Source organism: Roseomonas gilardii (genome assembly GCF_001941945.1).
GTDB lineage: Bacteria > Pseudomonadota > Alphaproteobacteria > Acetobacterales > Acetobacteraceae > Roseomonas.
Genome location: NZ_CP015583.1, coordinates 3,405,916 through 3,419,497, shown reverse-complemented (window position 1 = coordinate 3,419,497; position 13,582 = coordinate 3,405,916). Strand labels below are relative to the sequence as shown.

At 71.6% G+C, this 13,582-nt stretch carries 11 protein-coding genes; 7 read left to right on the top strand and 4 right to left on the bottom strand.

Translation table 11 applies throughout. From position 1 onward, the window contains the following. Nucleotides 1-225: 225 nt before the first annotated feature. The gene (locus tag RGI145_RS15675) at nt 226-1,944 is read right to left on the bottom strand and encodes an ATP-binding cassette domain-containing protein (protein WP_237183094.1); all 1,719 of its coding nucleotides are present in this window, start codon (nt 1,942-1,944) and stop codon (nt 226-228) included. Between the two features lie 7 nt (nt 1,945-1,951). Beyond that, nucleotides 1,952-3,631, bottom strand: a complete 1,680-nt coding sequence (gene cydD / locus RGI145_RS15670) for a thiol reductant ABC exporter subunit CydD (protein WP_075799083.1) — start codon at nt 3,629-3,631, stop codon at nt 1,952-1,954. A gap of 161 nt (nt 3,632-3,792) precedes the next feature. Here cydD and RGI145_RS15665 point away from each other — a divergent pair, with 161 nt between their 5' ends. From RGI145_RS15665 to RGI145_RS15650, 4 genes are all read left to right on the top strand, one after another. After that, complete coding sequence (locus RGI145_RS15665; RefSeq protein ID WP_075799082.1) at nt 3,793-5,361, top strand: cytochrome ubiquinol oxidase subunit I; 1,569 nt, start codon at nt 3,793-3,795, stop codon at nt 5,359-5,361. 13 nt (nt 5,362-5,374) lie between these two features. Then, a complete protein-coding gene (gene cydB / locus RGI145_RS15660; RefSeq protein ID WP_075799081.1) occupies nt 5,375-6,523 on the top strand; it encodes a cytochrome d ubiquinol oxidase subunit II in 1,149 nt (382 codons plus the stop codon). Between the two features lie 12 nt (nt 6,524-6,535). Then, nucleotides 6,536-6,655, top strand: coding sequence for a cytochrome bd-I oxidase subunit CydX (gene cydX, locus RGI145_RS15655; protein WP_019461854.1), 120 nt, complete (start codon nt 6,536-6,538; stop codon nt 6,653-6,655). A 158-nt stretch (nt 6,656-6,813) separates the two neighbouring features. Next, entirely contained in the window at nt 6,814-7,572 is a 759-nt protein-coding gene (locus RGI145_RS15650) for a Crp/Fnr family transcriptional regulator (protein WP_208863880.1), read from the top strand. Between the two features lie 84 nt (nt 7,573-7,656). On the opposite strand, the gene RGI145_RS15645 is transcribed toward RGI145_RS15650, so the two are convergent. Then, on the bottom strand, nt 7,657-8,205 hold the full coding sequence (locus tag RGI145_RS15645; RefSeq protein ID WP_075799080.1) for a hemerythrin domain-containing protein: 549 nt from the start codon (nt 8,203-8,205) through the stop codon (nt 7,657-7,659). Nucleotides 8,206-8,406: 201 nt separating this feature from the next. Between RGI145_RS15645 and hemN the strand changes: the two genes are divergently transcribed. From hemN to RGI145_RS15630, 3 genes are all read left to right on the top strand, one after another. Further along, a complete protein-coding gene (gene hemN, locus RGI145_RS15640) occupies nt 8,407-9,804 on the top strand; it encodes an oxygen-independent coproporphyrinogen III oxidase (RefSeq protein WP_083670815.1) in 1,398 nt (465 codons plus the stop codon). 81 nt (nt 9,805-9,885) lie between these two features. Then, complete coding sequence (locus RGI145_RS15635; RefSeq protein WP_075799079.1) at nt 9,886-10,542, top strand: OmpW/AlkL family protein; 657 nt, start codon at nt 9,886-9,888, stop codon at nt 10,540-10,542. 414 nt (nt 10,543-10,956) lie between these two features. Then, nucleotides 10,957-12,579: an ABC transporter substrate-binding protein gene (locus RGI145_RS15630; protein WP_075799078.1), complete on the top strand. Its 1,623-nt coding sequence runs from the start codon at nt 10,957-10,959 to the stop codon at nt 12,577-12,579. 63 nt (nt 12,580-12,642) lie between these two features. Here the strand turns inward: RGI145_RS15630 and RGI145_RS15625 are convergent, their stop codons facing one another. Then, on the bottom strand, nt 12,643-13,581 hold the full coding sequence (locus RGI145_RS15625) for a lactate/malate family dehydrogenase (protein WP_075799077.1): 939 nt from the start codon (nt 13,579-13,581) through the stop codon (nt 12,643-12,645). Nucleotide 13,582: the final 1 nt, after the last annotated feature.

The following is a 13,582-nucleotide window of genomic DNA, read 5'->3' as shown; positions in this document are numbered from 1 at the left end:
TGCTTCCGGGAAATGGGCGGATCGTTCCGCCCTGAATTGCGAGCGCCTCTTAGTGACAGGTGGAGACGAAAGGGAAGTTTTCCGAGACGGGGACACCGTCGCCGCCGCATTTCCGGGCGGACCATGATCGAAATGACACACCCTGTGGGGGATTGATGACGGCTTCAACAGAAGCGGCGGGAGCGGCACAGGCTCGGCCGGCCTCTCGCCAGCCTCCTGGGCCGTTCAGAGCGACAGGGCCGGGCGCCCCGCCGCTTCCAGGGCGCCGAGCGGGATGATCCTCCGGCACAGGGCCAGCGGGGCCGGCCGGTGCGTGACGATCAGCGCGCCCTGGCCCTCCCGCGCGAGGCGTGCCGCCAGCCGCCGCAGGACCAGCGCCTCGGTGGCCGCATCCAGCCCCTCGGTGGGTTCGTCCAGCAGCAGCCAGGGCGCCGGCCGCAGCAGCGCACGGGCGAGGCCCAGGCGGCGCCGTTCGCCGCCCGACAGCCGGGCCCCGTTCTCTCCCAGCCAGCCATCGAGCCCGCCCGGCAGCCGCGACACGCGCTCCTCCAGCCCGGCATCGTGCAACGCCTGCCAGAGCCGCTCCTCGCTCGCCTCCGGATCGGCGAGCAGCAGGTTGTCGCGCAGGCTGCCGGCCAGCAGCGCCGCATCCTGCGGCAGCAGCGAGAAGCAGCGCCGGGCGGTCGCGGCATCCAGCTCCGCCAGATCGACGCCGCCCAGGAAGATCCGCCCCGGCTCCGGTTCCCGCAGGCGCAGCAGGGTTTCCAGCAGCGTGGTCTTGCCGCAGCCGGAGGGGCCGGTGATCGCGGCCACGCAGCCCGGGGGCAGCAGCCCCGCCGCCAGCCCGGCGAAGCGGATCGAAGGCGGATAAGCCAGGACGCGGCCGGCCGGAGCTTCTTCCCCGGCGGGGGCCAGCATCGCGTCGAGCCGTGCCTCCGCCTCGGCGACGCTGCCCTGGCGCTCCAGCCCGCGGACGAAGCCGGAGGCGCCGTCCACCACCATGGCCGCGCCCAGCGCCGCCAGGGCGGCCATCGGCAGGTCGGCCGGTCCCGCCAGCGCCAGCGCAGCAACGGCGGCCGTTCCGGTCGCCCCGGCCTGCAGCAACTCGAACCAGCCCGCCCCGGCGGCCGCGCGCTGCTGCGCCGCGCCCAGGGCAGCGCCGCGCTGCGCGATCCGCTCGGCGGCCCAGTCCTCCAGCCCATGCGCGCGCAGTTCCGTGGCGGCGGCCAGCAGGGTGGCCAACTCCTCCTTCAGCCTGCCGGCGGCGCGCTGGGCCTCCCGCCCGCGTTCCGTCAGATGCGCGGACAGCCGCCGTGCAACGGCGACGGTCAGGCCCAGCGCCAGGGCCGCCGCCAAAGCGGGGCCTGTCCCCGCCAGGAGCAGCAGCGCCGTGCCCGAGAGCAGCGAGGCCCAGAGCCCCCAGCGCGCGGAGCGGCGCACCAGGTCGGCCTCCAGCGCATCCACGTCGCCCACCACGCGCGCCGTGGCCTCGCCGGTGGACAGCGCCAGGGCGGTGGCAGGGGGCGAAGCGGCCAGGGCGCGGAACAGGGCCGGGCGCAGCCGCGCCAGGGCGCGCAGCGCGGCATCGTGCCCGACCAGCCTTTCGCCATAGCGCCCGCCGGTGCGCAGGATGGCGAGCAGGCGGATAGCGGCGCTGGGCAGCAGATAGTTGAAGCCCTGCGCCACCGCCGGCCCGCCCAGCCCAGCCAGGGCGGCGGCGGTGATGAACCAGCCGGACAGGCCCAGCAGCGTGACCGAGGCGGCCGCGACCAGGGCGGCGAGGAGGCCGGCCAGGAGCAGCCGGGGCCGCTGGCGCCGGCATTCCGCGCCGAGGATCCGGCGCAGCGGGCCGGCCGGGGCGGGGGAGGCGGGGAGCGGGGGCAGGGGCGCGGTCCCGGTGCTCTCCTTGGAGGCTTCGGCCGGCAGGGCATGGGACTTGGTCATGGCGGGCTCAGCTCAGGCGCAGCACGCGGTCGGCGACGGCCGCCAGGCGCTCGGAATGGGTGGCGATCAGGGTGGTGTGGCCGCCCTTCGCGGTGACGCGCCGGATGGTCTCCACCAGGGCCGCCTCCGAGGCGGCGTCGAGATGCGCGGTCGGCTCGTCCAACAGCAGGATCGGCGCCGGCTTCAGCAGGGCGCGGGCCAGGGCGACGCGGCGCCGCTCGCCGCCGGACAGGCCGCTGCCACGCTCGTCCAGCCGTGCCTCCAGGCCGCCCTCGCGCCGGGCGAGGAGCGTGCCGAGCCCGGCCTGTTCCGCCGCCACCGCGATGGCGGGCGCCAGTGCCGATGGCGTCGCATCCGGGCGCGACAGGGCGATGTTCCCGGCCAGGCTGCCCGGCACGATCAGCGGCGCCTGCCCCATCCAGGCGACGGAGGGGGCGAAGGAGCCCGCCTCCGACAGGGCGAGCCCGTCCACCAGCACCTCGCCCCCGCTCAGCGGCGCCAGGCCCAGCAGCAGGTTCAGCACAGTGCTCTTGCCCGCGCCGCTTGGGCCCAGCAGCGCCACCGTCTCGCCCGGCGCGATGTCCAGGCTGAAGCCGGACAGGGCCGGCCGTTCCTCGCCCGGATAGCGGACCGTGACGTCCTGGAAGCGGATCGCGGGGGCCTGGCGCAGCGGCGCGGCCCGGCTCGCGGGGGCCTTCGCCATGGCCTCCAGCGCGGAAAGCCGGTCGGCGGCGACCTCGGCGGCCTGCTTCTCGTGATAGGCGGCGGCGAGGCGGCGCATCGGGGCGTAGAATTCCGGCGCCAGGGCCAGCACGAAGAAGGCCTCCGCCAGCGTCAGCGTCCCCGGCATCTTCACCGGCAGCAGGCCGAGCAGGTTGAAGCCCGCATAGACGGCGACCAGCGCCACCGAGAGGGCGGCGAAGAATTCGAGCGCGCCGGAGGACAGGAAGGCGACGCGCAGCACGCCCACGGTGCGGCGGCGCAGCTCCTCGGCGGCACTGGCGAGGCGCGTGGCCTCGCGCTCCTCCGCCCCGAAGGCCAGCAGCACCGGCAGCGCCCGCACCCGGTCGGCGAAGACTTCCGACAGGCGCGACAGGGCCGAGAACTGCCGCCGCTGCGCATCCGCCGCGGCCCCGCCGGCCAGGGCCAGGGCCAGGATGAAGGGCGGCAGGGTGAGCAGCAGGATGCCGGCGCTGACCGGGCTGGCCCAGGCGGCGGCGAGCAGGACCAGGAAGGGCACCAGCGCCGCCGCCTGCCGCGCGGGCAGGAAGCGGGCGAGGTAGCCGTCCAGCGTCTCCACCTCGTCCACCGCCGCGTTCAGCAGGGCGCCGCTGGCCGGACGCTCCCCGGCGGGGATGGCAAGGCTCGCCACCACGATGCGCCGGCGCAGCGCCGTCTTGGCCCGCCGGGCCGCCCGTGCCCCGGCCTGCAGCGAGAGCCGGGCGAGCAGCCCGCGCGCCAGCGCGGCGCCCAGGCCCAGCAGCAGCCAGGGCGCGGTGGCGGCGAGGCCCCGCTCCAGCGACACCAGCCCGCCCGCCAGCGCGGCGGCGAAGCCGATGGCGGCAAGGCCGTCGAGGCAGAGCAGCAGGACGGCGAGGGCGTTCCAGCGGCCGCCTTCGCGGCTGGCGGCGCGGAGCCAGGCGCGGCGGCGGGTGGCGCTCTGCCTGTCGGGGGCGGGGTGCGGCATGACCGGCGGTCTCGCACGCGGCTGATCGCGGAGCCTTGATCAAGGTCAAGGCAGAGGCCCCGCCCGCCGGCCTAGGGAGCCGCATGAGGCGCACCGCGCCGCCCTTCGCGGCTCCTTCCGGAGTCCGGGCCGGGCGCGGCGCCCAAACGGCGGAGCAAGCCATGGATCCGGGTGTCGTCGACCTATCGCGACTGCAATTCGCGCTGACCGCGCTGTACCACTTCCTCTTCGTGCCCCTGACGCTGGGCCTCTCCTTCATGCTGGTCATCATGGAGAGCGTCTACGTGATGACCGGGCGCCCCATCTGGCGCACCATCACGCAGTTCTGGGGCCTGATCTTCGGCATCAACTTCGTGCTCGGCGTCGCCACCGGCCTGACGATGGAGTTCCAGTTCGGCACGAACTGGTCCTACTTCTCGCACTACGTGGGCGACATCTTCGGTGCGCCGCTGGCGATCGAGGGGCTGATGGCCTTCTTCCTGGAGGCCACCTTCGTCGGGCTGATGTTCTTCGGCTGGGACCGGCTGAGCCGGCTCGGGCACCTCTTCGTCACCTTCATGGTGGCGCTGGGCACCAACCTCTCGGCGCTGTGGATCCTGATCGCCAACGGCTGGATGCAGAATCCGGTCGGCGCGGCCTTCAACCCCGAGACCATGCGCATGGAAGTCGTGGACTTCATGTCCGTGCTCTTCAACCCGATCGCGCAGGCCAAGTTCGTCCACACCGTCTCCGCCGGCTACGTCATCGCCTCGGTGGTGGTGCTGGGCATCTCCGCCTTCTACCTGCTGCGCAACCGGCATGTCGGCTTCGCGCGGCGCTCGATGGCGGTGGCGGCGGCCTTCGGCCTCGCCTCCTCGCTCTCGGTCGTGGTGCTGGGCGACGAGTCCGGCTACGCGCTCACCGACAACCAGAAGATGAAGCTGGCCGCCATCGAGGCCGCCTGGCACACCGAGGAATCGCCCGCCGGGCTCACCCTCTTCGGCCTGCCGAACTTCGCCGAGCGCCGCACCGACTACTCCGTGCAGATCCCCTGGGTGCTGGGGCTGATCGCCACCCGCAGCCTGGACAAGCAGGTGACGGGCATGTCGGAGCTGGTGCTGCTGGCGCAGGAGCGCATCGCCTCCGGCCAGATCGCCTATGGCGCCGTGCAGGTGCTGAAGCAGGACCCGAAGGATGCCGCGGCCCGCGCGACCTTCGCGCAGCACGGGCGTGACCTGGGCTACGGGCTGCTGCTGAAGCGCTATGTGGACGACCCCCGCCAGGCAACGCCGGCGCAGGTCGAGCAGGCGGCCTGGGACACCGTGCCGAGCGTGCCGTTGATGTTCTGGAGCTTCCGCATCATGGCCGGGGTCGGCTTCACCATGATCGCGCTCTTCGCCACGGCCTTCGTGCTCTGCTCGATGCGCCGCTTCGACCAGCGCTGGTTCCTGCGGCTCTGCGTGCTGGCCCTCCCGCTGCCCTGGGTGGCGACGGAGCTGGGCTGGGTCATCGCCGAGATGGGCCGCCAGCCCTGGGCGATCGAGGGCGTGCTGCCGACCGCGCTCGGCGCCTCCTCCCTGTCCCGTGCCGCGCTCTGGACCACGATCGTGGGCTTCACCCTGCTCTACGGCACCCTGGCGGTGATCGAGGTCGGGCTGATCCTGCGCACCGTCCGCCGCGGACCCTATGCGGGGCATGAGGACCCGCAGCCCCAACCCGGCGCGCTGCCCGCGACGCCGATGACCGCCTGAAGGAGGACGGGTCATGGAATTCCCCCTGGACTACGCGACCCTGCGGGTCATCTGGTGGGGGCTGATGGGCGTGCTGCTCATCGGCTTCGCCCTCACCGATGGCTGGGACATGGGTGTCGCCGCGCTGCTGCCCTTCGTCGCCCGCACGGATGTGGAGCGGCGGATGGTGATCAACAGCATCGGCCCGACCTGGGAAGGCAACCAGGTCTGGTTCATCCTGGGCGGCGGCGCGATCTTCGCCGCCTGGCCCTTCGTCTATGCCGTCAGCTTCTCCGGCTTCTACCTCGCCATGTTCCTGGTGCTGGCGGCGCTGATCCTGCGGCCCGTCGGCTTCAAGTACCGCAGCAAGCGCCCCGGCGCGGCCTGGCGCGCGCGCTGGGACTGGGCGCTGTTCATCGGCGGCTTCGTCCCGGCCCTGGTCTTCGGCGTGGCGGTGGGCAACGTGCTGCGCGGCGTGCCCTTCCGGCTGGATGGCGACCTGCGCGCCTTCTACGACGGCACGCTGCTCGGCCTCTTCACCCCCTTCACCCTGGTCTGCGGCCTGCTCTCGGTGGCCATGCTGGTGCTGCACGGCACGGCCTTCCTGAGCGTCAAGCTGGAGCATGGCGCGGTGCATGACCGCGCGCGGCGCTTCGGCACCGTGGCGGCGCTGGCCTCGATCCTGCTCTTCGCCCTCGGCGGCGCCTTCGTCGCCTATGGCGACATGGGCTTCCGCCTGACCGGCGTGGTGGACCCGGCCGGCTTCTCCAACCCGCTGCGCTCCGGCACCGTCGCCGCGGCCGGCGCCTGGCTGGACAACTACAGCACCTATCCCTGGATGAAGATCGCCCCCGCCCTGGGCTTCGGCGGCGCCGTCCTCGCCCTGCTGGGCATCCTGTGGCGCAAGGAGGTGCCGGCCTTCCTCGGCTCCTCGCTTTCCACCCTGGGCATCATCAGCACGGTGGGCCTGTCGATGTTCCCCTTCATCCTGCCGAGCTCGGTGGATGCCTCCTCCAGCCTGACGGTCTGGAACGCCTCCTCCTCTCACCGGACCCTGTTCATCATGCTGGTGGTGACCGTGATCTTCCTGCCGATCGTGCTGGCCTACACCGCCTGGGTCTACCGGGTGCTCTGGGGCCGCGTGACCAGCCAGGACGTCGCCGCCAACCCGCATTTCTACTGAGGACGAAGATCCATGTGGTATTTCGCCTGGGTGCTGGGCCTCGGCCTGGCGGTCACCTTCGGGGTGCTGAACGGCATGTGGCTGGAGTTCCACCTGCCGCCCGACGAGAGCGACATCCATCCGGCCCACTGACGTACCCCCCGGGGGGACGGGCCCATCGGGGCCCGGTTTCCCCGGGGGAGGATACGGGGAGGGGCCGGCCGGCAAGGCCGCCTTCCGCCCCTTCCGCCGGCCCCGGAGCCGGTATGGGATGACCGCCCGGGGGCCATGCGCTCCCGGCGGGGCCTTCCTTGCCACAAGCCCTCCCGGCCCCGCTATACTGGCGCGGTCCAGCCGGGGGGACTTGCGCCATTCACCGTCCATGTGCCGATTGCCAGGTCCGTGACCAGTCGCTCTGCGGTTCCCTGAGCGACGAGGAACTGCACAGCCTCAATGCCATCGGCCGCCACCGGAAGCTGGAGCGCGGGCAGACCCTGCTCTGGGCAGGGGACGATGCGCTGCTCTGCGCCAATCTCCTGTCCGGCGTGCTGAAGCTCAGCGCCGCGACGGCCGATGGGCGGGAACAGATCGTCGGCCTGCTCTACCCGGCGGATTTCGTGGGCCGCCCCTTCGCCGAATCCGCCGAGCACACGATCACTGCCCTGACCGACGCGGAGCTCTGCGTCTTCCCCCGCAAGCCCTTCGAGGAGACGCTGGAGGAGCATGTCCGGATGGAGCGCCTGCTGCTCCGCCGCACCCTGGCGGCGCTGGACGATGCCCGCAACCGGATGCTCCTGCTCGGCCGCAAGACGGCGGAGGAGAAGGTGGCGAGCTTCCTGCTCGACATGTCCGTCCATCTGGCGCCGGAGGCGGTGCAGGGCGGGCGGGCCGTCACCTTCGACCTGCCGCTGACCCGGGCGCAGATCGCCGACGTGCTGGGCCTGACCATCGAGACGGTCAGCCGGCAGATGACGCGCCTGAAGCGTGCCGGGCTGATCGACCTGCCCGCCGGCCGCCTCGTCACCATCCGCGACCGCGACGCGCTGGAGGAACGGGCCGAGGCCGCCTGATCCGGAGGGCTGCCGCGACCCGTTCGCCGGTTGCGCTTCATCGCTGCCGTTGCGCCGCCCCCGGGGAGGGGGTCCGGGCCGCGGTCACGCCTGCGGATCGGCTTCCAGGCTGGCCGAGAGGATGGCTACCGTGGCCGGGGAAAGGCGCGCGCGGGCCAGGGTCAGGATGGCCAGTTCCTCGAAGGCCAGGGCGCGGCGATAGCCGTCAAAGAAGCAGCGGAGCATGTAGCCCAGCGCCTCGGCATCCTCCGCCAGCGCTCCGGGGACGGCGGCGTCCAGTTGCCCGCCCAGGTCCCTGGCATGCAGCTCGTCCAGCGCGTGCTGCCCCCTGATCCGGTCGAGGACACAGCGCCGCAGCCCCGTGCCGTCCGTCCCGGGAAAGAGCATGGCCAGGAGGGCCTGCTCCTGCTGCTGGTGACGCGGCACGAGGACGCGCAGCTCGCGGCTCACGGCCTGCTTCTCCTCCATCTCCGGGAGATGCGGCAGCCGGTCCGCGATGCGTTCCAGCCGGTCGCAGAGCTGACGCAGCGAGGCATGGTCCCCGGCCAGGGCGCGGATGCGCTGGTCCAGGTCCCCTTGCCACCGCTCGCAGAGCCGGAAGAGCTGTGCCCCTGGCTGTGTCGTCTCCACCATCTTCGGCCCTCCTGCCGGGCCGGTCATAGTGGCGGCAGCAGCGGCCGGCATTGACCCCAATCAAGGCCACGCCCCGATCGGCCATGCTCCGCACGCCGTGACTGCAATGCGGGGAGCCGTGGCCCCGGGGCATGGTGTTCCAGGGTGCCCGCTTGCGCTGGATCAAGGCGCGCTGGCGCGCCAGGGCGCATGAGGCGCGCCATGGACGGCTTCATCGACATGGCCCAGCACCCGGCTCAGGACCATCCCCAGGACCGCGCGCTGCTCGCGCTCGCGGAGGCCCGGGTGCCCCGCTACACCAGCTATCCCACCGCCGCGCAGTTCGGGGCGCTGGAGGAGGACCGCTACCGCGACTGGCTCCGCCAGGGCGTGCGGCCGGACGACACGCTGTCGCTCTACGTGCATGTGCCCTTCTGCCGGGAGCTCTGCTGGTACTGCGCCTGCCACACGAAGCCGACCCGCTCGGCGGCGCGCATCCGTGCCTATGCCGAGGCGCTGCTGGCCGAGGTCGCGCTGCTGGCGGAGGCGCTGCCGCCGCATGCCGGCGTGTCGCACCTGCATCTGGGCGGCGGCACCCCCTCGATCCTGGGCGCGGAAGGGCTGGGCGCCCTGCTGGCAACGCTGCGGGAGCGTTTCCACATCCGCCCGGACGCGGAGCTGGCGATCGAGCTCGATCCGCGCCTGCTGGACGAACCCCTGGCCGATGCCCTGGCTGGGATGGGCTTCAACCGGGCGAGCCTGGGCGTGCAGGACATCGCGCCGGAGGTCCAGTCCAGGATCGGCCGGCCGCAGCCGGCGGAACAGGTCGCGCGCGCGATGGAATGGCTGCGCGCGGCGGGGATTCCCGGCATCAACCTGGACCTGATGTACGGCCTGCCGGGGCAGACCATCGCACATGTGGAGGCCAGCGCCCGCTTCGCCGCCTGGCTTCGTGCCGACCGGATCGCGGTCTTCGGCTATGCCCATGTGCCCTGGATGCGGCCACACCAGCAGGCGATCGACGCCACGCTGCTGCCCGGCGTGGTCGCGCGGCTGGGGCAGGCGGAACGCGCCGAGGCGGTGCTGCGGCAGATGGGCTACGAGGCGCTCGGCCTGGACCATTTCGCGCTGCCCGCGGACCCGCTCACCCGGGCGGCCCGGGAGGGCAGCCTGCGCCGCAACTTCCAGGGCTACACCACCGACCGCGCGCCGGTGCTGCTGGGCCTCGGCCCTTCCGCGATCGGCAGCCTGCCGGGCGGCCACGCGCAGAACGAGACGGATGAGCGGCGCTATCGCGAGCAGGTTCTCGCCGGCCATCTACCGGTCGTGCGCGGCGTGGCGGTGACGCGGGAGGACAGGCAGCGCGCCGCGCTGATCGAGCGGCTGATGTGCGACTTCGCGCTCGACATCGACGCGCAGGCGGAGTCGGAGCCGGGGATGCGCGCCATCCTCGACGAGGGGCTGCAGCGGATGCTGCCGCTCTGCCGCAACGGGCTGGTGCGGCGCGAGGGCGCGCGTCTGGAGGTGCTGCCCGCCGGCCGGCGCTTCGTGCGGCAGGTCGCGGCCTGCTTCGATGCGTATCTCGCGCCCGATGCGAAGCGGCATTCCGCCGCGGTGTGATCCAGATCAAGGAAGCCCGCGCCGCCGCCGCCTATGAACATGCCCATGCGGTGACTGCGCCGCTTCGACGCGAGAGAGACGATGAACAAGACCTTTCGGATGGTTTCTGCGGTGGCGATGGCGGCGGGCCTGATGGCCACCCCGGCCCTGGCGCAGCAGGAGCCCGTGCGCGGCAAGCAGGCCGGCGACCTGGTTCTGGGCTTCGGCGCCATCGGCGTGCTGCCGGAGAAGGGCGGCCGCGTGGACGCGATCGGCGGCAAGCCGGATGCGAGCAACAGCGCCTCGCCACAGCTCGACCTGAGCTACTTCTTCACGCCCTATTTCTCCGTGAACGCGATCGCCGCCACCACCCGGCATGACCTGTCCGTGCGTGGCTCCGCCATCGGCGACGTGGATCTCGGCCATGCCTGGATCCTGCCGCCGACCGTGACGGCGCAGTTCCACCCGCTGCCGGCCTCGCGCTTCAGCCCCTATATCGGCGTCGGCGTGAACTACTCGGTCTTCTATGGCGAAGGCGGCAGCCTCTCCGCGCCGGTCAACAAGGTCGTGGTGAAGAATTCCTGGGGCTGGGCGCTGAATGCCGGCATCGACTACGAGCTGAGCCCGCGCTGGGTGATCAACGTCGATGCGAAGAAGCTCTTCCTCGACCCGCGTGTCTCGGTGAACAGCGGCGCCATCATGGCCCGCGCGGATCTCGATCCCTGGATCGTCGGCGCCGGCATCCGCTACCGCTTCTGACCGGCTCCGGGGGGAGGGGCGCCGCCCTTCCCCCCGGACCATCCTCCTCCGCCAGGGTCCCTCGGAACCCCGGGACGGGAGGAACACCACGCCGGTGATGGCCGCGATGCCATCGCCGGCGCTTGCCATGGCGCCCCTGCCCGCGCCGCATGGCAACACGGGCGCATCACCCTGTCCGGCACCCGGAATGGCGGCGGGTTGAGCACCGAAGCCGGAAGCATGACGGCTTTATGGGCAGGGTTCATGTCCCGCCATTACTGCCCGGGGCGGAATGTCCACAAAAGCCGATACTCCGGTCGCGCGGTCGTTGACCGTCCGCCCATTACTGTGCAGCAATCTATTCTGCGACACCGCTAGGCCCGGTGGAGCGCGGCAGCCCCGTCATGCCAACATTGCACCACGGAGATCGACGTCTTGGACCGTAAAACCACCCGGCTGTCCCGCCGTGCCGTTCTCGCCATTCCGTCGGTTGCCCTGCTGAGCGGCGGTGCCTTCAAGGCGCAGGCTCAAGGCAATTCCCAGGGCGGTTCCAAGGGCAGTTCCCTGAGCCTCGCGGTCGCGGCGCCGCCCACCTCGCTGGACCCGCACTACCATACCCTGTCGCCCAACAATATGGTGGCGGAACATTTCTTCGATAAGCTGGTCCACAAGGACGCGCAGTCGAAGCTGATCCCGGGTCTCGCGGAATCCTGGCGCCTCGTTTCCGACGACACCTGGGAATTCAAGCTGCGCCGCGGCGTGAAGTTCAGCAACGGCGACGACTTCACGGCCGAGGATGTGGCCGCCACCTTCGCGCGCGTGCCGAAGGTCGTGAACAGCCCGGGGCCGTTCTCCATCTACACGCGCGGCGCCAAGTCCTGGGAGATCGTCGATCCCCACACCATCCGCTTCAAGACGGACGGCGTGTATCCGCTCCTGACGCAGGATTTCAGTCAGGTCTACATCATCAGCAAGAGCGTGGGAGAGAACGTTTCCACGGGCGACTTCAACAACGGCAAGGCCGTCATCGGCACCGGTCCCTACAAGCTGGTCTCCTTCGCCTCGGATGACCGCGTGGTGATGGTGCGCAACGACGGGTACTGGGGCGACAAGCCCGACTGGGCCAATGTCACCTATCGCTTCATCTCGAAGGACGGCGTCCGCGTGGCCGCGCTGCTGTCCAACGATGTCGAGGTGATCGACGTCGTGCCGCCGCCGGACATGCCGCGGCTGAAGGGCACCCCGGGCGTCAGCTTCTCCGAGATCCCGAGCCTGCGCTGCATCTATCTGAAGCTCGACACGGCGCATGATTCGTCCCCCTACATCACCGACCATTCCGGCCAGAAACTCGACAAGAACCCGCTGCGGGACCTGCGCGTCCGCCAGGCGCTCTCCTTCGCCATCAACCGGCAGGCGATCGTGGAACGCGTGATGCAGGGCGCCGCCCTGCCCACCGGGCAGATGATGCCGCCGGGCGCCAATGGCTACGTGCCGGACCTGGCGCCGCCGCCCTTCGATCCGGACCGGGCGAAGAAGCTGCTGGCCGAGGCCGGCTATCCCAACGGCTTCGCCATCGGCCTGATCGGCCCCAACAACCGCTATGTGAACGACGCGCAGGTCATCCAGGCCATCGGCCAGATGTGGCAGCGCGTCGGGATCAAGACGACGGTGGAGGCCCTGCCTTTCGCGGTGATCGCGCAGCGGCAGTCCCGCAACGACCTGTCCGCCCTGCTGATCGGCTGGGCCACCGGCGGCGAGCCCTCCACGGCGCTGCGCAGCAACCTGATGACGCGCAACAACGAGAAGGGCTACGGCAGCACGAATTTCAGCGGCTATTCCAATGCCGAGCTGGACCGGCTGACCGAGGAAGGGCTGCGCACGGCGGACGACGAGAAGCGCGAGGAGCTCTTCAAGCAGGCGATGCGGGTCGGCATGGACGATGTCGGCCTCGTCCCGCTGCACATGCAGAAGAACATCTGGGCGCTCCGCGGCCCGCTGGGCTACGAGGCGCGGGCCGACGAGTACACCGTGGCCATGAATGTGGAACGGAAGAAGTAGCCTGCGACTGCTATAGGTGGCCTCCCCCCGGCGGGCGCGTCATGCCGCGCCCGCCGGGGAAACTCAGGCGGCCAGCCCGTGCCGGATGGCGTCGCGCAGAACCTCGGCGCTGTGGCGGAGCTCCTGGTTCTCCTGCGCATCCAGCGGCGGCAGCAGTGGCGCCGAGGCCCCCTGCGCGCCCAGGACATGCGGCAGCGAGATGCAGGTCTCCGGCACGCCCAGCGCCTCGTCCATGAAGGTCGAGACGCTGAACAGCACATGCTCGTCGTTCAGCAGTGCGCGGGTGAGGCGCGCGATGCAGCCGCCGATGCCGAAATTCGACACGCCCTTGCCTTCCTTGATGCGGTAGGCGGAGGTGCGGACCTCCTGCGCGATGGTGGCCTGCACATCGGGCGGGATGGGATGGCCCAGCTTCTCGGCGAAGAGCGTCAGCGGCATGCCGGCCACATGCGCGCCGCTCCAGTGCAGGACCTCGGAATCGCCGTGCTCGCCCAGGACGTTGGCATGGACGGAACCGGGCGAGACGCCCAGGTGCTGTGCCAGCCGGTCGCGGAACCGGGCGGAATCCAGCGCGCAGCCCGTGCCGATGGCGCGGCCCCGCGGCACGCCGAAGCGCCGCACCGCGATGGCGGGCATCACGTCCACCGGGTTGGTGGCGAAGAGCAGCACCGTCTCCGGCGCCACCTTCAGCACCCGCTCCAGCACCGCCGAGACGACATGCACGTTGGCGGAAAGCAGGTCCAGCCGCGTCTGCCCCGGCTTCAGGCTGGTGCCGGCGGTGATCACCACCACCTGCGCCCCGGCGAGGTCGGCATAGTCCCCCGCGCGGATCTGCGCCGTGCCGCCGAAGGCGGCGGCATGGGCGATGTCCTGCGCCTCGGATCGCGCGCGGGCCTGGTCGAGATCGACCAGCACGATCTCCCGCACCCCAGGCGTGATGGCGAGGAGATAGCCCGCCGCGGCGCCGACCAGCCCGGCGCCGATGATCCCGACCTTGCGCATC

Bases quoted from the DNA above. Each gene is read 5' to 3' on its own strand.
- RGI145_RS15675 (WP_237183094.1), bottom strand. From the start codon at position 1,944: ATGACCAAGTCCCATGCCCTGCCGGCCGAAGCCTCCAAGGAGAGCACC.
- cydD (WP_075799083.1), bottom strand. From the start codon at position 3,631: ATGCCGCACCCCGCCCCCGACAGGCAGAGCGCCACCCGCCGCCGCGCC.
- RGI145_RS15665 (WP_075799082.1), top strand. From the start codon at position 3,793: ATGGATCCGGGTGTCGTCGACCTATCGCGACTGCAATTCGCGCTGACC.
- cydB (WP_075799081.1), top strand. From the start codon at position 5,375: ATGGAATTCCCCCTGGACTACGCGACCCTGCGGGTCATCTGGTGGGGG.
- cydX (WP_019461854.1), top strand. From the start codon at position 6,536: ATGTGGTATTTCGCCTGGGTGCTGGGCCTCGGCCTGGCGGTCACCTTC.
- RGI145_RS15645 (WP_075799080.1), bottom strand. From the start codon at position 8,205: ATGGTGGAGACGACACAGCCAGGGGCACAGCTCTTCCGGCTCTGCGAG.
- hemN (WP_083670815.1), top strand. From the start codon at position 8,407: ATGGACGGCTTCATCGACATGGCCCAGCACCCGGCTCAGGACCATCCC.
- RGI145_RS15635 (WP_075799079.1), top strand. From the start codon at position 9,886: ATGAACAAGACCTTTCGGATGGTTTCTGCGGTGGCGATGGCGGCGGGC.
- RGI145_RS15625 (WP_075799077.1), bottom strand. From the start codon at position 13,581: ATGCGCAAGGTCGGGATCATCGGCGCCGGGCTGGTCGGCGCCGCGGCG.